The following is a 20,906-nucleotide window of genomic DNA, read 5'->3' on the forward strand; positions in this document are numbered from 1 at the left end:
ACAGTCGAACACTTAACGGTGGCGAGCGGTCTTGCCCCGCTCGCCACAAAAAGCCTTGCTTACAACAAGGTCAGGCCGGGCGCATCAACTTGGTCAGTATCCTGTCCAGCGCGTTGGCGAACGCCTGCTTGTCCTTTTCCCCATGGGGCGGTGGGCCGCCGCCCATTTGGCCTTGTTCGCGCAGATCAGTGAACAGGTTGCGCACCGCCAGCCGTTCACTCATGTTCGCCGGGCTGAATTCCTTGCCCCGTGGGTCGAGGGCGGTGACGCCCTTCTTCACCAAACGGTCGGCCAAGGGCACATCGCTGCAGATCACCAGCTCGCCGGGCACCGCGTGCTCCACTAGGTAGTCATCCGCCGCATCCGGGCCGCTGGGTACTACGATCAGCTTCACACAGGCAAAGCTCGGCTTGATCTGGCTCTGCCCCGCGACCAGCACCACGTCGAATTGGCGCTTGAGGGCGAACTTCACCACTTGGTCCTTGGCCGCGCGCGGACAGGCGTCCGCATCAATCCAGACGCGCACGATCAGGCCACCACACGCTGTTTTTCGGCCAGACGGCTGCGGCCGTAAAGCACCACAATCGCCAGGATCGCCAAAGCCTGCGCACTCAACGAGTACGCATCGGCATGGATGCCCAACCAGTCGAAGTCAAAAAACGCCACCGGCCGCGTACCGAAGATGCCCGCTTCCTGCAACGCCTTCACGCCATGCCCGGCGAACACCACCGACAGCGCACACAGCAACGCCGCGTTGATGCCGAAGAACAGCGCCAACGGCAGCTTCGCCGAACCCCGCAGGATCACCCACGCCAAACCCACCAACAGCACCAGCGCCGTAGCACCACCCGCCAGCACTGCGTTGTGCCCGGCCGGGCCGGCTTGCAGCCACAGGGTTTCGTAGAACAGGATCACTTCGAACAGCTCACGGTACACCGAGAAAAACGCCAGCAGCGCAAAACCAAAGCGCCCTCCGCCGCCGACCAGGCTGCTCTTGATGTAATCCTGCCAGGCTGCTGCATGACGCCGATCATGCATCCACACGCCAAGCCACAGCACCATCACACTGGCGAACAGCGCCGTGCAACCTTCCAGCAATTCGCGCTGGGCACCGCTGACGTCAATCACATACGCCGCCAACGCCCACGTCGCCAGACCGGCCAGTAGCGCCAGGCCCCAGCCGACGTTCACACTGCGCACCGCCGATTGCTGGCCGGTGTTACGCAGGAACGCCAGGATCGCCGCCAGCACCAGGATGGCTTCCAGGCCTTCACGCAACAGAATCAACAGCCCGGAGATATAGCTCAACGACCAGCTCAAGCCATCGCTGCCCAACAAGCCGGCGGACTCGGCGAGCTTGCCTTTAGCAACGTCCAGACGCTGCTGCACTTGCTCGATCGGCAGGCCGTCCTGCAATGACTGCCGGTAGGCCATCAGGGCTTTCTCGGTGTCCTTGCGCACGTTGGCGTCAACGTTATCCAGAGAGCTTTCCACCAGCTCGAAGCCCTCAAGGTAAGCGGCTACCGACAGGTCATAAGCCTGCTCGTGCTCACCGCTACGGAATGCGGCGAGACTCTTGTCCAGGGTGGCGGCGGTGTAGTCGAGCAACTGCGCCGGGCCACGCTTGACCTGTGGCGGTTGTGCGCGCTGGGCACGGAAGGTCGCGGCGGCGCCTGGACCGTTTGCGGCCAGCACTTCATTAGGCGTCTGGCGTGCCAGGTCGGCGAGGTTGAAGGGCTGTTCACTTTTTGCCGCAGCCGGGCCCGCTGTGAAGCCGGCGATGTAAGTGGCCAGGTCCCAGCGCTGACGGTCATCCAGTTGATCGGCGAAGGACGGCATGTCAGTGCCTTCAACGCCCAGGCCGAGGGTGTTGTAGATCGCATAGAGGCTCAGGCGGTCCAGACGCACGGCATCTCGCAGGTTGGCAGGTGGCGGCGTCATCCCCGTACTGGCCGGACCATCACCCGCGCCGGCAGTGCCGTGGCAAACCGAGCAATGCTGGGCGTAGAGCGGTGCGCCACGTGCGGGGTCGGGCGTGATGACCGGCGCCTGGCTGACTTCATAGGCCACCGCCAACTTGGCGCCCAACTGCCGGGCCAGGCGAGCGACAGCTGCGCCATCCTGGTGGGCGGTCACAGCCGCTAACAATTCGTCGACGCCCTTGACCAACTCCGCGCGCTCCGGCCTTTCCGGCAGCTCAGTCACCAGGCCCTGCAACACGCCGAGAAACTCCAGTTGTTCGCGATATTCGGATTCATCGATAACCTTGCCCGCCTCCACCGTCGGTGGGTAGTCAGCGCCAATGTAATCCAGCAAATGCAGGGCTTGTGGGGCGCCCTCGGCAGTCGCGGCCAGCAGATTGAAGCTGCACGACATCAGGGCCGGCAGCACCAGCCAGGCGAGAAAACGGAAGGGGGCAATCATGAATGAATCTCAAAGGTAAATACGAAGTAACACATTGTTTAACTTTAAAGGCTCTGACTCAAGGCGTTCGTGATCTGGCGCTTGGAATATCACTAACGGATTGATGGCACTCACCGCATTAAGGCGTAACAAAAAGCCATTGTTTTGCCAGTAATGGCGCCTATAATGCCGCGCCCTGTTATTTCTAAAGGGTATTTATTTCCTCGTTTTTATGAGGAATTTGCACATCTGCTTATCACTTTCAAGGAAGAAGTTTGCATGGCATTTCGCGCCTTGACCCCGCTCACGCTTGCGGCGGTTACCTTGCTTTCCGGTTGTTCGATGTTTCGCAGCTACGACACTGAGCTGCAAGCCACTAACCAGCAGTTGGCCACCGGTAACGTCGATGGCGCCCTGACCCTGCTGGAAAAGAACAACACCGGCGAAGACAAGGACCTGCTCTACTTCTTCGAAAAGGGTGAGCTGTTGCGCGCCAAAGGTGACCTCACCGGCAGCCAGACCGCCTGGCGCAGTGCCGACCTGCAGGTCTACAAGTGGGAAGAGTCGGTCAAGTTCGACAGCGAAAAGTACCTCGCCCAGTTCGGCAGTTTCCTGGTCAACGACAAGGTGCGCCGCTACGAAGGCTACGACTACGAAAAGGTCATGCTGACCACCCAAATGGCCCTGAACCTGCTGGCCGTGAATGACTTCGACGGCGCCCGCACCGAAATCAAGAAGACCCACGAGCGCGAAGCCGTTATCGCCGACCTGCGCGACAAGGAATACCTCAAGCGCGAAAACGAGGCCGAGCGCCAGGGCGTAACCACCCAGATCAAAGACCTGCGTGGCTACCCGGTTGAAGCACTGGATGCGCCGGATGTGGTCGGCCTGAAGAACAGCTACCAGAGTGCGTTCAGCCATTACCTGGCAGGCTTTGTCTACGAAGCCCTGGGAGAGAAAGACCTGGCCGCACCGGGTTATCGCAAGGCAGCCGAGTTGCGCCCCAACACGCCGCTGCTGGAGCAAGCGCTGATGGACCTGGACAAATCCAGGGTCGGCGCCGACGAGACCGACGTGCTGATCGTGGTGCAGAGTGGCCTGGCACCGGCGCGGGATTCGATCCGCCTACCGCTGCCGATCCCGATCGACGGCCACCTGGTCATCACCCCACTGTCATTCCCGGTGATCAAGGCAGACACCTCGACCGCGACCTTCGGCCAGATCGGCGTCGACGGCAAGCAGCAGAACCTCACCGCACTCAATAGCACCACCGCCATGTCCCGCCGCGCCCTGCGTGACGACATGCCTGGGATCATCCTGCGCACCACCGTGCGTGCAGTCAGCCGTGGCGTGACGCAAAACAACCTGAACAAGACCAACCCCATGGCAGGCCTGGTGCTGGGCATCGCCTCGGCGGTGACCGAAGGTGCTGACACCCGCACCTGGCGCACCCTGCCGGACATGACCCAAGTGACGCGCCTGCGCCTCAAGCATGGCGAACACCAAGTCAGCCTGCCCAACGCCTTGGGCGGGACGCTGGTGACGGTCAAGGCCGACCAGCGCTATCAAGTGATCACTCTGCGTGTGGTCGGCAACCAGGTTTTCGCCGGTGGCCTTGCCGCGCATGTGGTGCCAGGCACTTCCGCTCAGGCCATCGCCCTCAAACAACCTTAAGGAGCACGTTATGCGTCATTTCATCCTCGGCGCCCTCGCGCTGATCCTGCTCGCCGGCTGCGCCACCCCACCGCCACCGGAACCCGGCAGCGCCGCCAGCAAAATCGTGGTGATGGGTAAATTCAAAGGCATCGCCGTCGGTGCCATTCGCGTTGCCCGCGAAAACGGCTTCCTCACGGCCAAAGTGCAGCTGAGCAATATCACCAGCAGCAACCAGATGATGTATTACCGCTTCGCCTGGCTGGGCGCCGACGGTTTCCCTGTGGGCGATGAAGAAACCTGGAAAGTGCTGAACCTGTACGCCAACCAGGCGACCTTCCTGCCCGCCATTGCCAATTTGCCCCAGGCCGCGGACTTCCGTCTTGAAGTGAAGACGCCTTGAGTCGCGCCCCTGCTCTTCAACTAAAAAGCCTGTTTCAGAGAGATTTCCCCATGTTCGTACGCTTCTCGTTCCTCGCCGTGGTCGCCCTGCTGGCCAGCGGTTGCTCCAACACCTCGCCGGTACTCGGCGGCAAGAACATCAGCTACGGCGACACCAAGGCCGTGGAGTTGGTGACCAACGAGTTCGGTTCCACCGACCTGCAGATGATCGCTGAAAGCATGACCCGCTCTCTGGCGCAGTCCGGCATTCTGCAAGGCCGTCCGGTGGTGCAGGTGTATGACGTGAAGAACAAGACCAGCGAGTACATCGATACCCGCGAGATCACCACGTCGATCAAGACCCAGTTGATGAAAACCGGCACCGCGCGCTTCGCCAGCGACAACACTGAAATGCAAAGCCAGGTCGACCAGCTCAAGCTGCAGAACCAGAGCGGCCTGTACAAAAAATCCACGGTGAGCAAGACCGGCAACATGGTTGCCGCCAAGTACCGCCTGGAAGGCTCCATCAGCTCCATCGTCAAGCGCAGCTCGGACTACAAGGACGTGTTCTACAAATTCAGCCTGCAGCTGATCGACGTCGAGAGCGGCCTGGCCGAATGGATGGACGAGAAAGAAATCCGCAAAACCACGGAGCGCTAAGCAATGCGTGCATGGATCGGCATGATCGGCCTGCTGTGCGCCTTTGGCGCCTCGGCCGCCCCTAAGATCGCGGTAACCGACCTGGCCTACGAGGCGCGGGTCGAGGAGTACATCCACGCGGTGTCGGCCAGCAATAACTTCCAGGCCAGCGCGTATCAGGCCAGCGGTGCGTCGAACTACAGTGAGTACGAGAGCCGTACCAGCTACATCGAACAGACCGAGCTGCGTAAATTCAGCGGTGACATCAAGGGCGAAATCCTCAAGTCGCACCAGTTCCAACTGGTGCAGGGAACGCCCTACACCGCCGACGCCAAGGGCGACGTCTATGACGTGATCAAGCGCATCAAGGCCGGTAACTTCAAGGGTGCTGACTACGTGCTGTTCGGCACACTGTCGGACATCGACTTCACCCAGGACATCAATGCCCTGGACCACACCAACAGCTATTCGGCGGTACTGGGCCTGACGTTGGTGGCCGACTTCAGCCTGATCAACACCCGCACCTTCGAGATCACCTCGGCATTTACCGCCATGGGTGAAGGCCAGGACACCAAGCTGGTGAACAGCCGCGATGTGCGCGTCAGCCTGAACCGGCCACGTGTCGTGAAGGAAGTCTCGAAAGCCTTGGGTGAGGATGTAGCCAGGCAGTTGGCGGAACAGTTGGGCGGCGGGTATCAAGACCCGGGCAAGCCTGCGTTGCGCAATAACCTGCCAAGGGATGAAGCGCCAAAGATTCTGCGCTGAGCCCCCACTTCAAAGCCAGCACATAACCAATGTGGGAGCGGGCTTGCTCGCGAATACAGTGAATCAGCCACTCTTTCTGTTGACTGACATAGCGCATTCGCGAGCAAGCCCGCTCCCACAGTTTTAATCTCGTTTGTTCAGTTACGCCGTTGCGCGATGCAAGCTGGCCAAGAACCCCGCAGCCCCCACGAATAACCCGGCAAACGTGCGGTTCATGCGCTTTTGCTGCTTGGGCGTGCGCAACACGCGCAAGACTTTCGACGCCAACCCCGTATAACCCGCCATCACAATCATATCGACGCCGATCATGGTCGCGCCCAGGATCAGGTACTGGATCAGCAAAGGCGCCTGCGGGTTCACGAACTGCGGCAGCACCGCCAGCATGAACACCAGAGCCTTGGGATTGCTGGCGTTGACCAGGAACCCACGGAACATCATCGCCATCGGCTTACCGATCGGGCGTATCGCCGCGTCCTCGCTCATGTCCATGGGCAGGGCACGCCATTGCTTGATGGCCAGGTACACCAGGTACGCCACACCAAACCATTTGATCGCATAGAACGCAGTGGAAGACGCCGCAAGAATGGCACCCAGCCCGCCCGCCACCACGGCAATCTGCATCGCCAGGCCCAGTTGCAGGCCAATGGCATTCCAGTAACCGCGCAGGAAACCGTATTGCAAGCCGCTGGACATCGACGCGATTGCGCCGGCACCGGGGGAAAGGGAGATGATCCAACTGGCCAGGAAAAAGGCCAGCCATGTGTCGAGTGCCATTACACACCTCAGAAGGGAGTTTGCCGTCAGGCCTTAAGCTAACTCCGCCGACCGAAGGCTGGCTATAGATTTTTAAAAGATCTGAGCGCTAGCGGTCGCCCGGGAACACGTGAGTACCCGGCCAACGCCGCACGGAGCGCTGGAAGAACAAACTGTTAGGCACTTGTACCATCGCGCTGTCGGTACCGGCATCTTCCACTTCGATCAACGTGGTGTAGAGCAGGTTGATCGCCACTACCCGACCCTTCACGCCCGGCTTATCGACGGTGTCCACCAACTCGACGATATCACCGAGGCGGAACGGCCCGACGGTGAAAATCAAGATAGCGCACAGCAGGTTGGACAGTACCGACCACATGGCGAAGAACGCCACAGCGGCAACCGCGACAAACCCTGACAGTGCCGTCCACAACACCGTGGCGGACACGCCCAGGCGGCCCAGCACGAAAATCAACGCACTGCCCATGATCAGCCAGCGCAGGCCGCCGCGCAGAGGCATCAGCAGTTGCGGTGGGAACGGGTAGCGCTCACCCAGACGGGTGAGACCTTTGGCAACAAAACGCTGGGTGAGATAACCAGCCAGCAGAATCAGCAGGATTTGCACGCCGATCCAGGCCGGCTCCACCCATTGCGTCGGTAACGGCAGTTGCAGCGCCTCCATCAGGACAGCGCCTCCAGCTCCGCTTGCAAGCTTTCCAGCAGCTCGAGGGCTTCCATCCAGGTTTCCTCCAACTGCCCTTCACGCACCTTGAGCTTGGCCTGTTCGGCCAGCAGGTCGCGCAGCTCGTCCTTGCGCGCCGCCTCGTAGACGGCGCTGTCGCCCAGGCTGGTTTCGATCTTGGCCAGGCGCTCATGCACCTTGCCCAGCTCGGCTTCCAGCTTGTCGGCTTCACGCTTGTGCGGCGCCAACTGCTGACGCAGTGCGGCGGCGGCCTGGCGCTGGGCTTTTTTGTCGGTTTTGTCCGGGTTGACCGGCGTGTTGCTGACCGGCGAGTTGCGCAGACGGTAATCCGTCAGCCAGCGTGCGTAATCATCCAGGTCACCGTCGAACTCTTCGACTTTGCCGTCAGCCACCAGCAGGAAGTTGTCGGTGGTGCTCTTGAGCAAGTGGCGATCGTGAGACACCACCAGTACCGCGCCACTGAACTCCTGCAGGGCCATGGTCAACGCCAGGCGCATTTCCAGGTCCAGGTGGTTGGTGGGTTCGTCGAGCAACAGCAGGTTCGGTCGGTCCCAGGCGATCAATGCCAGGGCCAGACGCGCCTTTTCGCCACCGGAGAAATTCAATACCGGCTCATCGATGCGCGCGCCACGGAAGTCGAAGCCACCGAGGAAGTCGCGCAGGGTTTGCTCACGCTCGGTCGGCGCCAGACGCTGCAGGTGCAGCAACGGGCTGGCCTTGGAATCAAGGGAGTCCAGTTGATGCTGAGCAAAATAGCCCACCACCAGGTTCTCGCCACGGGTCAGGCGGCCGGCCAGCGGTTGCAGTTCACCCGACAGGTTCTTGATCAGTGTCGACTTGCCGGCGCCATTAGGGCCGAGCAAACCGATACGTGCGCCCGGCGTGAGCTGCAGCTTGACCTTCTCCAGAATGGTTTTGTCGCCATAACCCAGGCGCGCATCCGAAAGGTCCAGCAACGGGCTGGAGATCTTCACCGACTCACGAAATACGAAGTCGAACGGCGAATCGACGTGGGCCGCCGACAGTTCCTCCATTCGCTCCAGGGCCTTGATCCGGCTCTGGGCCTGACGGGCCTTGGTGGCCTGGGCCTTGAACCGGGCGATGTAGCTTTCCATGTGCGCGCGTTGCGCCTGCTGCTTCTCGAAAGCCTGCTGCTGCTGGGCCAGACGCTCGGCACGCGCGCGTTCGAACGCGGTGTAGCCGCCACGGTAGAGGGTGATTTTCTTCTGTTCGACGTGGGCGATGTTGTCGACCACGGCATCGAGGAAATCCCGGTCGTGGGAAATCAGCAGCAAAGTACCTGGGTAGCTCTTGAGGAAATCTTCCAGCCACAGGATCGCATCGAGGTCCAAGTGGTTGGTCGGTTCGTCGAGCAGTAACAAGTCCGACGGGCACATCAGCGCCTGAGCCAGGTTCAGGCGCATGCGCCAACCACCGGAGAAGTCGGCGACCGGGCGGTCCATCTGCTCATTGGTAAAGCCAAGACCGGCAAGCATCTTGCGGGCGCGGGCGTCGGCGGTATAGCCATCGGCACTGTCGAGTTCCGAGTGCAGGCGGGCCTGAGCCGCGCCGTCCTGGGTTTTCTCGGCCTCGGCCAGGTCGTGTTGCACCTGGCGCAGGCGCAGGTCGCCATCGAGCACGTAGTCGATCGCAATGCGGTCCAGGGTGTCGATCTCCTGGCGCATATGGGCGATGCGCCAGTCGGCCGGCAGCAAGCAGTCCCCGGAATCCGGGGTCAGCTCACCCAGCAACAGGGCGAACAACGTGGATTTGCCGGCACCGTTGGCACCGATCAGGCCGGCTTTGTGACCGGCGTGCAGGGTCAGCTCGGCGTCTTCGAGAAGACGTTGCGGGCCACGCTGTAATGTTAGGCTTTGAAGTCGGATCATAATGGCGGCGGAGTCTACCAGCTTCGTTGCTCGCTGGCTTGGGTGTGAATATGTGCGCTGACCTGTGGAGCTTTGCCCTCTCGACTTACGCCCGGCCGGGCGTTGAAGCCGCTTGCCTGCGCTTGCAGGATCAAGGCGCGGATGTGTGCCTGTTGCTCTGCGCCGCCTGGCTGGAGCGGCGCGGCGTGGCGCTTGAGCCCGAGCGTATTCAGGCGCTGCAGCAGGTTGCCCTGCCGTGGCAGAAAAATGTGGTCGAACCGTTGCGACAGATGCGCGCGCAATGGCGAGCCATGGCGCAACAGGATTTACCTTTGGCGGCGTTACGCGAGCGGGTCAAAGCCCTGGAGCTGGAAGCCGAACGGGAGTTGTTGGCACGCCTGGAAGTGTTGACGCAGGCATGGCCGACTGAAGAAGGGGATCAACTGGGGTGGCTTGAAGGTCTGGCGGCCGGAACCGCCAACCTTGACCGCGACGCGCTGCAGCAACTGCGCGTCGCGGCCACCGGCACTTAGGAAGCGCTGGTTGGGGTGGTGCTTGGCGCTACCGGTGCAGAAGTGCTGCTGGCCGATGCCGTTGGAGCGGCGGACGCTGCCGGCGTAGCAGACGAAGCTGCCGGGGTAGCAGGCTTGGCCAGTGCTGGTTTCGCAGCAGCAGGTTTGGCGGCTGGCTTGGCGGCTGGTTTTGCAGCCGTGGTTTTAGCTACTGGCTTGGCAGCTGGTTTCGCAGCAGCCGGTTTGGCAGCAGGCTTGGCGGCTGGTTTTGCAGCAGCGGGTTTAGCAGCTGGCTTGGCGGCTGGTTTCGCAGCAGTGGTTTTAGCTACTGGCTTGGCAGCTGGTTTCGCAGCAGCGGTTTTAGCAGCTGGTTTGGCGGCTGGTTTCGCAGCAGCAGTTTTAGCAGTTGGCTTGGCGGCTGGTTTTGCAGCAGCGGTTTTAGCAGCTGGCTTGGCGGCTGGTTTCGCAGCAGCGGTTTTAGCCGCTGGCTTGGCGGCTGGTTTTGCAGCAGCGGTTTTAGCCGCTGGCTTGGCGGCCGGTTTTGCAGCAGCGGTTTTAGCCGCTGGCTTGGCGGCCGGTTTCGCAGCGGCGGTTTTAGCCGCTGGCTTGGCGGCTGGTTTTGCAGCAGCGGTTTTAGCCGCTGGCTTGGCGGCTGGTTTCGCAGCAGCGGTTTTAGCCGCTGGCTTGGCGGCTGGTTTCGCAGCAGCGGTTTTAGCCGCTGGCTTGGCCGCTGGCTTGGCCGCTGTCTTAGCCGAAGCCTTCGACGCAACAGCTTTTGCGGGTGTACGAGCGCCCAGCACTTTAGCCACAGCTTCTTTCACACGACCAACGCCCTGGGCCAGTTTCAGGCTTTCCTGAGCATCGCGTTTGAGTTGAGAAATGTAGGTGCGGGTTTCAGCTTGGCGATCCTTGAGGGCGTCCAGCAAGTCCTCAAGTTCTTTAACAGCGTCTTTGGCTTTGGCTTGTGCCTTGGCCTTGCCGGCAGTAGCGGCGTCTTGCAGTTTGGTGCGGGACTTGTGCAGCTTCTCTTGCGCTTTACCGCGTTGTTTTTCCAGTTTGGCGAGCAGTTTTTCTGCATCAGCCAAGGCTTGGGAACACGCGCTTTCCAGATGTTCGAGCAGGCTGCCCGAAAGTTGTTGGAGTAAGTGCAACGGGGTATTTACAGGCTTCTGTTTGGCCGACATGGTTTACCTCCTGGCTGACGTGGGTGCGGCTCATACTAGCCCTCTGCTCTTACCGCCGCTAGGGCATGTTGACAGTATCGTTTGCCTTGCGTTGCACGGTGAGAAAATTCTTATCGATATAACAAAAAACCACGGCACTTTTTACGCACTCAGGCTGGCATAATCCGTCGCACTTTCGGCGGGAGACTCCCCATGTCGCGTTACCTTTTTTTAGTGCTTGGCTTGGCGATTGGCGCGGCCAATGCGGGTGAGCAATCGCCGTCAGGCAGCACTGCCCAAGACCCGCACGATCTCGCGTACAGCTTGGGCGCAAGCCTCGGCGAGCGCTTGCGCCAGGAAGTCCCCGACCTGCAGATCCAAGCACTGGTTGACGGCCTCAAGCAAGCCTACCAAGGCAAACCACTGGCGCTGGACGATGCACGTATCGAACAGATCCTCGCCCAACACGAAGCACAGAGTGCGGCCGACGCCGAGGTTCCAAAGAGCGAAAAAGCGCTCGCTGCCGAACAGCAATTTTTAACCCAGGAAAAAACGGCAAGCGGCGTGCGTGAATTGTCGGATGGCATCCTGCTCACCGAGTTGAAGCCGGGCACTGGCAGCAAGCCGTTGGCCAGTGATGAGGTGCAGGTGAAATACACCGGAAAGTTGCCCGACGGGACGGTCTTCGATCAGAGCACACAGCCCCAATGGTTTCGTCTGGACAGCGTGATCAGCGGCTGGAGCAAAGCACTCCAACAGATGCCGACAGGCGCAAAATGGCGCCTGGTGATTCCATCGGCCCAGGCCTATGGCGCCGACGGTGCCGGCGAGTTGATACCGCCGTATACGCCGCTGGTATTTGAGATCGAGTTGCTCGGTACTCGCCACTGACCCAATAAAAAACGGTGCGCCATGCGCACCGTTTTTTATGTATCACCCAGGATCAAACCTGCGCGACAGACTCTTCCTTATGGGCGTTGTGCAACACTTCGATCAAGCAGTCTTCCAGCTCGAAACGCTCGTGGAGCAGTCCACCCAACTCTTTAAATTTTTCAGCAACACACTCACCGGCATCACACAGGTCGTTAAAGGCCAGCAGCTTTTCGGTGATGACATCGATGCGCGGGTAAATAGTCTCGGCCAGTTCCAGGCCACGCTCATCGTTAAACGCTTTCGCCTCGCCGGTCAGTTGCTCGTAAATCTCGAAATGGCCGGTAGACACATAGTCCACCAATACACCGCAGAAATCTTGCAGCGACTCGCGATTCTCAGCCAATGCTTCGGGCTTGGCGCCAAGAGCATCAAAGGCCCGAACCAGTTCGTGACGTGCCTTCAACCAGCTGTCGATCAGCTTGTGCACCCCACCCCAGCGTTCCTGAGCATTCTGACAACTTTCCAGCATGGTGATCTCTCTTCCCTATAGGGGGCGCTGCCGCTCTGTGCCCGCGCAACACTTCAAGGATAAAAGCGGCAGCCGGACAAGGCCGCATCTGACAAACGGTTTCAGTAATGCGTGCGGGCCAGATTATGCCCGCATGACTATGGCTTCAAGGTACGCAGGAGAGAAAGTTCATACAAGTGTTTAATCCCATCCTACAAACTGCCATTGGCCTTCAATACCTCGCAAGGTCCAAACGACTGCCCAGTAGCAGCCGTGAAAACTGCATGATGCCCATGGCCAGCATCGCCACGAAGAACAACAAGCTCCACTCCGGCAGGCTCAGGTCGAACAGCGTCCAGTTGAGCTCCACACAATCGACGGTGCCTCTGACCGTCAATTGCAGTGCTTGCCAAAGCGACAGGTTCTCAATCATGTATTGCAGACTGGGCCAGCAATCGCTGGCCTGCTCCAGTGCGGCATTTTGTAGCAGTACCTGGCGCACAGCAGTAATAGCGCCAAGCAACGCACAACCCATGCTGGCCAACCCGTAAAGGTAAGCCGCAGAGCGTCTTGGGCCGTGAATCACGGCAACCAGATTGATCAGGGTAAAGGCGGCCAGAAAGATGCGTTGCACCTGGCAAAGGAAGCAAGGGCGCAAGAGCGCGCCGAACTCGAGATAAAAAGACGCACCCAACGTCAGCGCACCCGCCATGAACGCCAGGAGAAAGAAGGAGCGTGAAGGGGCCAAAGACATTGTTATCCGTACCGCAAGAGACAGGTCGTTACGGTAGAGTAAAGGCCTGATCCCTTTCAATACGCGATAGAGCAGACAATTCCGCGAGAGCCTGGGGATATCCCGTCAGAAGCTGGATGACTTCAAGCTGTTAGCGGTAGGAATTTGCTACATCGCGCTTTAGACCCAGCCTTTACACGATAAAGAAGGGTTGGCCCTAAGAAGCTTCCGAGCCAACCCTCGCACTCTTTCCTACTTCAAACCCGCGCGGGCACAGGCAGCGGTGATGCCAGCAACCGGCTGTCCAACAGACCCAGGCCTTCCTGGAACAATTGGTTACTGCGCTCGGTGTCACCCAACTGGGCCAGTAAACGTGCCAGCTCAGCGCAGGCTTCGGGATTTCGCTGTACCTGCAGACTGCTTTCCAAATAGTCCCGCGCCTTGCCCCACAAGCTGTTTTGCAGACAAAGGCGGCCCAGGGTCAGCAGCAGGCTGGCGTCACCCGGATGGTCCTTGAGCCAACCTTCAGCAAACTTCAACTGTCGGCCTGGGTCGCTGCCGCGCAGCAACCCATAAAGCCGGATCAGATGGCTGTCATAGCCGCGCTTGATGGCTCCGCGCAGCACTTCCTCAGCCTTGGCATCAGCGCCCAGCCGACGCAGTTGCTCAGCGTAGGCCAAGACCAGTTGTGGCTCCTGGCGCTGGGCTGAAGTCAGTTGCTCCCAGGCGCGCTCCAAAGATTGCAAGCCCGCTTCACCTTGCTCTTCACGCTGCACGGCAAGGCCAAGGTTCTCGCCCCATGCGCGGCGCTCAAGCTCCGCCAGTTCTGTGGCGGGAAGCACTTTGTCCTTGCGCAGTTCCGGCAACAAGCGAATCACCGATGGCCAATCGCCTCGCTGCTGATGCAAGCGCTGCAACTGGCGCAAGACCTGTGCGTTATGGGGATGACGCTCGTACATCGCCTGCAAGGTAACCAAAGCCCCTTCCGTATCGCCGCGATCCATCTGCAACTGCGCGTGGCTCAAGGCGACAGCAAGTTCCGCCTGTGGCTGGCGCTCCATGGCGCGCTCCAGCAAACCGTCGGACTCTTCATAACGGCCCTGCTCATTGGCGGCACGTGCAGCCCCAAGGTAATACAGCAAGGGCTGGCGCTCGGCTTCGGCGGCACGGTGCAGGTGGCGCTCGGCGCTGGCCCAGCGGCCCTCGGCGAGGTCCAACTGACCTTGCTCAATCGCAATCTGTATGCGGCGGCTGCGGTTACGTCGCGACCACGGGTTGACTACGCCACCGGAGGTGGTGAGCAGGCTCAGCAGCACACGAACCAGGTAGATCGCCAGGCCGACGGCAAACACTGCCACCAGCGTGGCCCACAGGCTCGACTCGTAATGCAGCAGATGAGGATAGGTAATCAGCACGTAGCCGGTGTGTTTCGAAATACCCACGCCCAGTGCCAAGGCAATCGCAATCGCCAGTACCAGGATCACATAGAAACGCTTCATCGGCTCTACTCCTGGGTGGCCGGCGTGCCCGCCGCCGCCTTGGCTTCACCGGCAGACAGATGGCGGCGCTCAAGATAAGCCTGCACAGCCGCCAGGCTGGCGGCCAGGTCAGGGGTCGCCACGGAAACAGCCTTGGGCTCGAGCTCGCCAATACGTGCCAGCATCGCTTTGCTCTGCGGGTTGTCCTGGTTGAAGTTGTCCTGCAGCACGCTGCGGGCTTCACCCAAGGAGCGGCTGTACACCGCCGTTTCGCCGTTGAGCGCTGCCCATTGTGCTTGCTCCAGGGCGAGGCTCAGTGCCAGGCGTACCTGGTTCAAACCTTGACCGGCCAGCAACGGACGAATGTTGTCATCCGGGTTGAAGTCGATGCGGAAGTAGCGAGATATCTGCTCCCACCACTGGTGCAGGCGGCTTTCCGTGTCGGTCGTCGGGCGCCCCTCGGAAGAGGGCTCGGTGAGTTGATATTCAGGGGCGATAGCCGCCAGTTGCACGACCTGGTCACGCAAGGCTGCCAGTTGCAGGTAAAGCCCGGTGCGGTCAGGTTGTTCAGTGCTGCGCAAGGCGGTAAGGCTTTTGGCCAATTGCTCACGGGCGGCGTAGGCGCCTGGATCGCTCTGCTCGCGGAGAATTTCGTCAGCGCCCTGGACCAGCGATTGAGCACTGTTGATGTCCTGCAGGGCAGACAGGCGCAAGCTGGCCAGACGGATCAAGTGCTCGGCTTCGGCCAGGCGCCAGTCCTGGCGGCTGGCACCCAGCACGGTTTCCAAACGCTGGCTCAAGCGCTGCTGATCACCCTGCAACTGGGCGACGAGGCGGCGGCGCTCCTCCAGCTCATCGGCTGCTGGCAATTGTGCCAGGCGTGCAGCCAGTTGCTGCTGACTCTGCTTGAGTGATTGGGATTGGTCATCGAGGGTCTGCACCTGGCCCAGCTGTTGCTGGCTGCTGGCTTGCAGGGCACGGACCTGCCAAATCCCCCAACCGCCGGCGGCAACACCTGCGGCACCGAGCAACAGGGCCACAATAGCCAGGCCATTGCCACGGCGTGGCGCGGTGGCCGGTTTAACCTGCGCATCAAGTGCTGGCTGGGCTTCATCTTTAGGCAAGGCTGTTTCGCTCACGTATCCGTCCTTTGCGTATCAGAGAGTGGGCGCCGCATGCCTCACGAGGCAGCGCTGCGCAACGCCACTAACAAAGCCGCGGCACTCGCGCCGCGACAATCCACAACTTTTTCTGCGCCGGCGGCCCGCGCCATTTCATAAACGCGCGGGCTGGGCACGAACAACGGCAGCTGCGCCACCTTCGGCCAATCGAGGCCGGCCAGGGCTTGCAGGTGCAAAAAACCCTGCCCACTGCTGACCACCAGGCCGTTCAAGCGTTCCAACTGGATGCGCTGCGTCAACACCCCGGCCTCGTAGGCCGGAAGGAAGCGGCGATACAACTCCAGATAATCGACACTAGCACCTTGCTCACGCAAACGCTCAGCCAGCAGCTCTCGCCCACCCTCGCCACGCAGGATCAGCACCCGGGCACCGGGCTGTGCGATAGCCTCGCGCAAGGCGGGCAATTCAAGCAAGGCCTCGCTGTCATCCCCGCTAGGCGGATAGTGAACGCTGAGTCCGTGATCGGCCAGTACCTGCGCGGTGGCAGCCCCGACGCTGAACCACGGCAACTGCGGCCAAGGCTGATTCAACTGCTGTACAGCAAGGCGTGCGGCCGGCTTGCTGACCACAATCACCGCGCAATAACGGCCCAGGTCACGCAACACAGACTGTTGTTCAGGCGTCACGGGCAAGGCTTCGATGTCCAGCAAAGGCAGGCTGCTGCTGAAAATACCGGCTTCGGACAGCGATGCCGCCAGGGCAGCCGACTCTTCGGCAGGCCGCGTCAGCAGCACACGCCAGCCAGTCACTGCGGGCCGGCCTCGCCGTAGACTTTTTGCAGAATGGCGCCGGCGCCCTTGCCCAGCAGCTCTTCAGCGACCTGGATACCCAAGGCGGTCGCGTCACGCTGTGGCCCACGCACCTCGGCGGTGAGCAGGTTGCCGCCTTCAGGATCCCCTACCAGGCCACGCAGCCAAAGGTTTTCACCCTCAAGCACGGCGTAGCAGGCAATCGGCACCTGGCAGCCACCGTTGAGGTGCTTGTTCAGCGCGCGCTCGGCGGTGACACGCACTTCGGTGTCAGGGTGGTCCAGGGGTTTGAGCAAGGCGTGAATTCCAGTGTCGGCGGTGCGACATTCGATGCCCACAGCACCCTGCCCGCCTGCAGGCAAGCTGTCTTCGACGCTGATGGCCGAGGTGATACGGTCTTCGAAACCGAGGCGGATCAATCCAGCCGCCGCGAGGATGATCGCGTCATAATCACCGGCATCCAGCTTGGCCAGGCGCGTGTTGACGTTGCCGCGCAGGAAACGGATCTGCAGATCCGGGCGACGAGTCAGCAACTGCGCCTGACGACGCAGGCTGGAGGTGCCGACGACGCTGCCCAGTGGCAAATCATCCAACGACGCGTAGGTGTTGGAAACGAAGGCATCGCGCGGGTCTTCACGTTCGCAGATGCAATACAGGCCGAGGCCTTCAGGGAAGTCCATCGGCACGTCTTTCATCGAATGCACGGCGATGTCGGCTTCGTTTTCCAGCAGTGCGGTTTCCAGCTCTTTGACGAACAAGCCCTTGCCGCCGATCTTCGACAGTGGCGAGTCGAGCAGCTTGTCGCCGCGACTGACCATGGGCACCAGGGACACTTTGAGGCCCGGGTGGGCCTGTTCAAGGCGTGCTTTGACGTATTCGGCCTGCCACAAGGCCAAGGCGCTTTTACGGGTGGCGATGCGGATTTCGCGAGAGGACATGGATCAATCCGTACTGAATAGATACGGCAGATAATAACAGCTCAGGCAAACACGCTTTGATTTGAATCAGCAAGTGCGGGGCCTCCCTGGCCGCATCGCACCGGGATAAGGAAGGCAGACCTCGCCAAAGCCCTTGGGCTAAAGCTGCTGCATCATCTTGCGCACACCGGCGACATGACGTCGGCTGACGATCAAGGCATCGCCATTGAGCCCTTTCAGGAACAGCTGAAAATGCCCCAGTGGCGTGCGTTGCAAACGTTCTATTCGCTCGCGGGCCACCAGCGCGTTGCGGTGAATGCGCACGAAGCGGTCGCCAAACTCATCCTCCAACGCCTTGAGCGGCTCATCGAGCAATACTTCGCCCGTCTCGTGGCGCAGGGTCACGTACTTGTGATCAGCGATAAAGTAGACCACCTGGCCCAGAGGAATCAGCTCGATGCCTTTGCGGGTTCGCGCGCTGATATGGCTGCGAGGCCCATTGCCACTCTGGGCAGCCGGCTGGGTCAGCGCAGCCAGTTGAAGGCGGTTTGGGCGCTCGGCCTTTTTCAGGGCCTTGAGCAACGCTTCGCCGGTTACCGGCTTTGCGAGAAAACTGACACCGCTGGCTTCCAGCGTTTCCGTAGAAAACTCTTCCTGGGCTGCACATAACACCACGGCCGGCGGCGATTCTCGCTCACTCAGGCGGGCGGCGACTTGCAGGCCATCGAGGCCCGGCAAGCGGATATCGAGCAGCACCACGTCAGGCTTGAGGCTGTCGATCAGCGTCAACGCCTCCTCGCCACTGGTGGCGCTCGGTTCAAGGACTTTATAACCCTCGAGCTCATTGACCAAACGGCTCAGTCGCTCGCGGGCTTGGGGTTCGTCATCAACGATCAGGACATTCATATTGCGCTGGATTCCTGCGTGAGTCTCGCACAAGGATAGCGTAGACAGGTGCGGTGACTTGCGTCACAGCGATCCACGCTAAGACTAGCGCGAGCGGCAAAAAGTGCCCCGAGAGCGGCACCCAAATTTACCCGGACCTGTTCAGTTGCGCCCAAAACCTGCTGCCTCTGGGCATCGCCGTAGGGTTTGCTGATACACAATCCGAATACCCCCCTTTTTTAATGGATAGTCTGGGCTATGACCACATCACCCGACTTTGGTGCATTCATGCTCTATCAGTGCAACTGTAGACGCTTGCTGAGACGATATTGCTCGATCGTCAAATATCGTTTCAATTAACGCCTACCTCCAGTCTCGTCCCGGATGCGTTCGGCGGCAAGGCACTTAGCCATCCTTCGTACAAATAAAAATGCCGACCACCCGCAGCACCGCCTCCACGGGCAACCCTGTTATTATCGGCGGCACACCTCCACGCCTCTTTTAAGCAGATCACGAGCGAATCCATGAGCACCGACAAGACCAACCAGTCCTGGGGCGGCCGCTTCAGTGAACCCGTCGACGCCTTCGTCGCCCGCTTCACCGCCTCCGTCACCTTCGACCAGCGCCTGTACCGCCACGACATCATGGGCTCGATCGCCCACGCCACGATGCTGGCCAAGGTCGGCGTGCTGACCGACGCCGAGCGCGACAGCATCATCGACGGCCTGACTACCATTCGCGGTGAGATCGAGGCCGGCACGTTCGACTGGCGCATCGACCTGGAAGACGTGCACATGAACATCGAGGCCCGCCTCACCGATCGTATCGGTGTGACCGGCAAAAAACTGCACACCGGTCGCAGCCGTAACGACCAGGTGGCGACCGATATTCGCCTGTGGCTGCGCGACGAAATCGACCTGATCCTGGCCGAAATCACGCGCCTGCAAAAAGGTTTGCTGGAGCAGGCCGAGCGTGAGTCGGACACCATCATGCCCGGCTTCACCCACCTGCAAACCGCACAGCCAGTGACCTTCGGCCACCACCTGCTGGCCTGGTTCGAAATGCTCAGCCGCGACTACGAGCGCCTGGTGGATTGCCGTAAACGCGCCAACCGCATGCCATTGGGCAGCGCCGCGCTGGCGGGCACCACTTACCCGATCGACCGCGAGTACACCGCTCAACTGCTGGGTTTTGACGCCGTGGGCGGCAACTCCCTGGATGGCGTATCGGACCGCGACTTCGCCATCGAATTCTGCGCTGCCGCCAGCATCGCGATGATGCACCTGTCGCGTTTCTCCGAAGAGCTGGTGCTGTGGACCAGCGCGCAATTCCAATTCATCGACCTGCCGGATCGCTTCTGCACGGGCAGCTCGATCATGCCGCAAAAGAAAAACCCCGACGTGCCGGAGTTGGTGCGTGGCAAGAGCGGCCGTGTATTCGGCGCACTGATGGGCTTGCTGACCCTGATGAAGGGCCAGCCGCTGGCCTACAACAAGGACAATCAGGAAGACAAAGAGCCGCTGTTCGACGCTGCCGACACCTTGCGCGACTCGCTGCGTGCGTTTGCCGACATGATCCCCGCAATCAAGCCCAAGCACGCGATCATGCGTGAGGCGGCCTTGCGCGGTTTCTCTACTGCGACCGACCTGGCGGATTACCTGGTGCGCCGCGGCCTGCCGTTCCGTGACTGCCACGAAATCGTCGGCCATGCCGTCAAATACGGCGTGGACACCGGCAAGGACCTGGCGGAAATGAGCCTGGAAGAGCTGCGTCGTTTCAGCGACCAGATCGAGCAGGACGTATTTGCGGTGCTGACCCTGGAAGGCTCGGTGAATGCCCGTAACCACGTAGGCGGCACTGCACCGGCGCAGGTCAAGGCAGCCGTAGCGCGCGGCCAGGAACTGCTGGCCAGCCGCTAAAAGCTTCACGAGCAAGCCCGCTTCCACTATTGACCGAGTTCCACCTCTGGGATGCAGTCGAATGTGGGAGCGGGCTTGCTCGCGAAGGCGTCACCGCAGGCGCCAACTCGCTATTTCTTCGCCGCAATCATCGCCATAAACGCCGGCATCGCCGCTTCTCTGTCCGCCGCCACCTTCTGCGCGTTGGGCATGGCATGCAATCGCTCCAGCAGCGCTTTGGCCGCCGGCAGCTCAGCCAGCAAATCCAGGCCAAACAGCTTCTCGCCCACGCCACAGGCGAGGTTCACGCTGTACATGAAATACAGATCGGCAATCGTAAAGCTCTCCCCCGCCACGTATGGCGCGAACTTACCGTGTCGACCTAAAGAAGCGATCCCCAACAGCAACTCGGCCTTGGATTTTTCCTTGATCGCATCCGGCACCGGCATACCGAAGAACGCCTCGGCGAAACACGCGCGCGCGGGCAGCTCGATATACAGCTCGATTTCCCTGCAGAACGCCAGCACTTGGGCACGTTGAAACGGGTCGGCCGGCAGCAACGAACGGCCCTCCTGGGTCTGCTCGATGTATTCGAGGATCACGCTGGTTTCGTTGATAAACCCCTGTTTCACGCCAAGAATCGGCACTTTGCCACGGGGGCTGACGGCAAGCGCCTCGGGCGTCTGGCTCGGGTAAAACGGTACTTCTTCAAACGGCAGACCCTTCTCCATCAGCGCCAGCTTGACCATGTTGTAGTAGTTACTGACCGAAAATCCGTAAAGCTTGAGCATTGCGAATGCCTCCAGGCCGGGTGTGGGGTTGGCTGCAGAAGTTATAGAACGTC

The 20,906-nt window shown here is 60.7% G+C and carries 21 protein-coding genes; 7 read left to right on the forward strand and 14 right to left on the reverse strand.

Going from position 1 to position 20,906, the window contains the following annotated elements:
* Positions 1-70: 70 nt before the first annotated feature.
* Together A7J50_RS28240 and A7J50_RS28245 are read right to left on the reverse strand one after the other, a co-directional pair.
* On the reverse strand, positions 71-526 hold the full coding sequence (locus tag A7J50_RS28240) for a YaiI/YqxD family protein (RefSeq protein WP_064454670.1): 456 nt from the start codon (positions 524-526) through the stop codon (positions 71-73).
* A gap of 2 nt (positions 527-528) precedes the next feature.
* Complete coding sequence (locus A7J50_RS28245; RefSeq protein WP_064454671.1) at positions 529-2,424, reverse strand: FTR1 family protein; 1,896 nt, start codon at positions 2,422-2,424, stop codon at positions 529-531.
* A 258-nt stretch (positions 2,425-2,682) separates the two neighbouring features.
* On the opposite strand from A7J50_RS28245, the gene A7J50_RS28250 reads away from it, so the two are divergent.
* From A7J50_RS28250 to A7J50_RS28265, 4 genes are read left to right on the forward strand one after another with little or no spacing between them, the layout of a single operon-like run.
* Positions 2,683-4,077 carry a COG3014 family protein gene (locus A7J50_RS28250; protein WP_064454672.1) on the forward strand — a complete coding sequence of 465 codons (1,395 nt, stop codon included), beginning with the start codon at positions 2,683-2,685 and terminating at the stop codon, positions 4,075-4,077.
* Between the two features lie 10 nt (positions 4,078-4,087).
* Positions 4,088-4,459 carry a YcfL family protein gene (locus A7J50_RS28255; protein WP_003214024.1) on the forward strand — a complete coding sequence of 124 codons (372 nt, stop codon included), beginning with the start codon at positions 4,088-4,090 and terminating at the stop codon, positions 4,457-4,459.
* A gap of 50 nt (positions 4,460-4,509) precedes the next feature.
* Positions 4,510-5,097, forward strand: coding sequence for a penicillin-binding protein activator LpoB (gene lpoB / locus A7J50_RS28260; RefSeq protein WP_064454673.1), 588 nt, complete (start codon positions 4,510-4,512; stop codon positions 5,095-5,097).
* Positions 5,098-5,100: 3 nt separating this feature from the next.
* Positions 5,101-5,841 (forward strand): hypothetical protein, encoded by a 741-nt coding sequence (locus A7J50_RS28265; protein ID WP_053258607.1) that lies wholly within the window; start codon positions 5,101-5,103, stop codon positions 5,839-5,841.
* 141 nt (positions 5,842-5,982) lie between these two features.
* On the opposite strand, the gene A7J50_RS28270 is transcribed toward A7J50_RS28265, so the two are convergent.
* From A7J50_RS28270 to A7J50_RS28280, 3 genes are all read right to left on the reverse strand, one after another.
* Entirely contained in the window at positions 5,983-6,615 is a 633-nt protein-coding gene (locus tag A7J50_RS28270; protein ID WP_064454674.1) for a LysE family transporter, read from the reverse strand.
* An 88-nt stretch (positions 6,616-6,703) separates the two neighbouring features.
* On the reverse strand, positions 6,704-7,276 hold the full coding sequence (locus A7J50_RS28275; RefSeq protein WP_064454675.1) for a mechanosensitive ion channel family protein: 573 nt from the start codon (positions 7,274-7,276) through the stop codon (positions 6,704-6,706).
* Positions 7,276-9,186: an ATP-binding cassette domain-containing protein gene (locus A7J50_RS28280; protein ID WP_064454676.1), complete on the reverse strand. Its 1,911-nt coding sequence runs from the start codon at positions 9,184-9,186 to the stop codon at positions 7,276-7,278. Before A7J50_RS28280 ends, A7J50_RS28275 begins: the two co-directional genes overlap by 1 nt.
* 50 nt (positions 9,187-9,236) lie before the next feature.
* On the opposite strand from A7J50_RS28280, the gene A7J50_RS28285 reads away from it, so the two are divergent.
* Positions 9,237-9,698, forward strand: a complete 462-nt coding sequence (locus A7J50_RS28285) for a TIGR02444 family protein (RefSeq protein WP_064454677.1) — start codon at positions 9,237-9,239, stop codon at positions 9,696-9,698.
* Here the strand turns inward: A7J50_RS28285 and A7J50_RS28290 are convergent.
* Positions 9,695-10,861 (reverse strand): AlgP family protein, encoded by a 1,167-nt coding sequence (locus A7J50_RS28290; protein ID WP_064454678.1) that lies wholly within the window; start codon positions 10,859-10,861, stop codon positions 9,695-9,697. The genes A7J50_RS28285 and A7J50_RS28290 overlap by 4 nt on opposite strands.
* A 192-nt stretch (positions 10,862-11,053) precedes the next feature.
* Here A7J50_RS28290 and A7J50_RS28295 point away from each other — a divergent pair, with 192 nt between their 5' ends.
* Positions 11,054-11,731: an FKBP-type peptidyl-prolyl cis-trans isomerase gene (locus A7J50_RS28295; RefSeq protein ID WP_064454679.1), complete on the forward strand. Its 678-nt coding sequence runs from the start codon at positions 11,054-11,056 to the stop codon at positions 11,729-11,731.
* Between the two features lie 52 nt (positions 11,732-11,783).
* On the opposite strand, the gene A7J50_RS28300 is transcribed toward A7J50_RS28295, so the two are convergent.
* The 7 genes from A7J50_RS28300 to A7J50_RS28330 form a co-directional block, all read right to left on the reverse strand.
* Positions 11,784-12,242, reverse strand: a complete 459-nt coding sequence (locus tag A7J50_RS28300) for an Rsd/AlgQ family anti-sigma factor (protein ID WP_064454680.1) — start codon at positions 12,240-12,242, stop codon at positions 11,784-11,786.
* A 211-nt stretch (positions 12,243-12,453) separates the two neighbouring features.
* On the reverse strand, positions 12,454-12,975 hold the full coding sequence (locus A7J50_RS28305; protein WP_064454681.1) for a disulfide bond formation protein B: 522 nt from the start codon (positions 12,973-12,975) through the stop codon (positions 12,454-12,456).
* Between the two features lie 236 nt (positions 12,976-13,211).
* Complete coding sequence (locus A7J50_RS28310) at positions 13,212-14,453, reverse strand: heme biosynthesis protein HemY (protein ID WP_064454682.1); 1,242 nt, start codon at positions 14,451-14,453, stop codon at positions 13,212-13,214.
* 5 nt (positions 14,454-14,458) lie between these two features.
* Positions 14,459-15,571: a uroporphyrinogen-III C-methyltransferase gene (locus tag A7J50_RS28315; protein ID WP_064454683.1), complete on the reverse strand. Its 1,113-nt coding sequence runs from the start codon at positions 15,569-15,571 to the stop codon at positions 14,459-14,461.
* 41 nt (positions 15,572-15,612) lie between these two features.
* Positions 15,613-16,362: a uroporphyrinogen-III synthase gene (locus A7J50_RS28320; RefSeq protein WP_064454684.1), complete on the reverse strand. Its 750-nt coding sequence runs from the start codon at positions 16,360-16,362 to the stop codon at positions 15,613-15,615.
* Positions 16,359-17,300, reverse strand: coding sequence for a hydroxymethylbilane synthase (gene hemC, locus A7J50_RS28325; protein ID WP_064454685.1), 942 nt, complete (start codon positions 17,298-17,300; stop codon positions 16,359-16,361). Before hemC ends, A7J50_RS28320 begins: the two co-directional genes overlap by 4 nt.
* Positions 17,301-17,438: 138 nt before the next feature.
* Positions 17,439-18,185, reverse strand: coding sequence for a LytR/AlgR family response regulator transcription factor (locus A7J50_RS28330; protein WP_064454686.1), 747 nt, complete (start codon positions 18,183-18,185; stop codon positions 17,439-17,441).
* Between the two features lie 503 nt (positions 18,186-18,688).
* Here A7J50_RS28330 and argH point away from each other — a divergent pair.
* Positions 18,689-20,083, forward strand: a complete 1,395-nt coding sequence (gene argH / locus A7J50_RS28335) for an argininosuccinate lyase (protein WP_064454687.1) — start codon at positions 18,689-18,691, stop codon at positions 20,081-20,083.
* A gap of 110 nt (positions 20,084-20,193) precedes the next feature.
* Here the strand turns inward: argH and A7J50_RS28340 are convergent, their stop codons facing one another.
* A complete protein-coding gene (locus A7J50_RS28340; RefSeq protein ID WP_064454688.1) occupies positions 20,194-20,853 on the reverse strand; it encodes a glutathione S-transferase family protein in 660 nt (219 codons plus the stop codon).
* Positions 20,854-20,906 lie beyond the last annotated feature (53 nt).

This window comes from Pseudomonas antarctica (assembly GCF_001647715.1).
In the GTDB taxonomy this organism is placed as follows: domain Bacteria; phylum Pseudomonadota; class Gammaproteobacteria; order Pseudomonadales; family Pseudomonadaceae; genus Aquipseudomonas; species Aquipseudomonas antarctica_A.

Excerpts from the sequence above, each read along its gene's own strand:
- lpoB (WP_064454673.1), top strand. The coding sequence starts at position 4,510 with ATGTTCGTACGCTTCTCGTTCCTCGCCGTGGTCGCCCTGCTGGCCAGC.
- A7J50_RS28280 (WP_064454676.1), bottom strand. The coding sequence starts at position 9,186 with ATGATCCGACTTCAAAGCCTAACATTACAGCGTGGCCCGCAACGTCTT.
- A7J50_RS28295 (WP_064454679.1), top strand. The coding sequence starts at position 11,054 with ATGTCGCGTTACCTTTTTTTAGTGCTTGGCTTGGCGATTGGCGCGGCC.
- A7J50_RS28250 (WP_064454672.1), top strand. The coding sequence starts at position 2,683 with ATGGCATTTCGCGCCTTGACCCCGCTCACGCTTGCGGCGGTTACCTTG.
- A7J50_RS28340 (WP_064454688.1), bottom strand. The coding sequence starts at position 20,853 with ATGCTCAAGCTTTACGGATTTTCGGTCAGTAACTACTACAACATGGTC.
- A7J50_RS28245 (WP_064454671.1), bottom strand. The coding sequence starts at position 2,424 with ATGATTGCCCCCTTCCGTTTTCTCGCCTGGCTGGTGCTGCCGGCCCTG.
- A7J50_RS28300 (WP_064454680.1), bottom strand. The coding sequence starts at position 12,242 with ATGCTGGAAAGTTGTCAGAATGCTCAGGAACGCTGGGGTGGGGTGCAC.
- A7J50_RS28265 (WP_053258607.1), top strand. The coding sequence starts at position 5,101 with ATGCGTGCATGGATCGGCATGATCGGCCTGCTGTGCGCCTTTGGCGCC.
- hemC (WP_064454685.1), bottom strand. The coding sequence starts at position 17,300 with ATGTCCTCTCGCGAAATCCGCATCGCCACCCGTAAAAGCGCCTTGGCC.
- argH (WP_064454687.1), top strand. The coding sequence starts at position 18,689 with ATGAGCACCGACAAGACCAACCAGTCCTGGGGCGGCCGCTTCAGTGAA.
- A7J50_RS28310 (WP_064454682.1), bottom strand. The coding sequence starts at position 14,453 with ATGAAGCGTTTCTATGTGATCCTGGTACTGGCGATTGCGATTGCCTTG.
- A7J50_RS28255 (WP_003214024.1), top strand. The coding sequence starts at position 4,088 with ATGCGTCATTTCATCCTCGGCGCCCTCGCGCTGATCCTGCTCGCCGGC.
- A7J50_RS28285 (WP_064454677.1), top strand. The coding sequence starts at position 9,237 with ATGTGCGCTGACCTGTGGAGCTTTGCCCTCTCGACTTACGCCCGGCCG.
- A7J50_RS28275 (WP_064454675.1), bottom strand. The coding sequence starts at position 7,276 with ATGGAGGCGCTGCAACTGCCGTTACCGACGCAATGGGTGGAGCCGGCC.
- A7J50_RS28290 (WP_064454678.1), bottom strand. The coding sequence starts at position 10,861 with ATGTCGGCCAAACAGAAGCCTGTAAATACCCCGTTGCACTTACTCCAA.
- A7J50_RS28305 (WP_064454681.1), bottom strand. The coding sequence starts at position 12,975 with ATGTCTTTGGCCCCTTCACGCTCCTTCTTTCTCCTGGCGTTCATGGCG.
- A7J50_RS28330 (WP_064454686.1), bottom strand. The coding sequence starts at position 18,185 with ATGAATGTCCTGATCGTTGATGACGAACCCCAAGCCCGCGAGCGACTG.
- A7J50_RS28270 (WP_064454674.1), bottom strand. The coding sequence starts at position 6,615 with ATGGCACTCGACACATGGCTGGCCTTTTTCCTGGCCAGTTGGATCATC.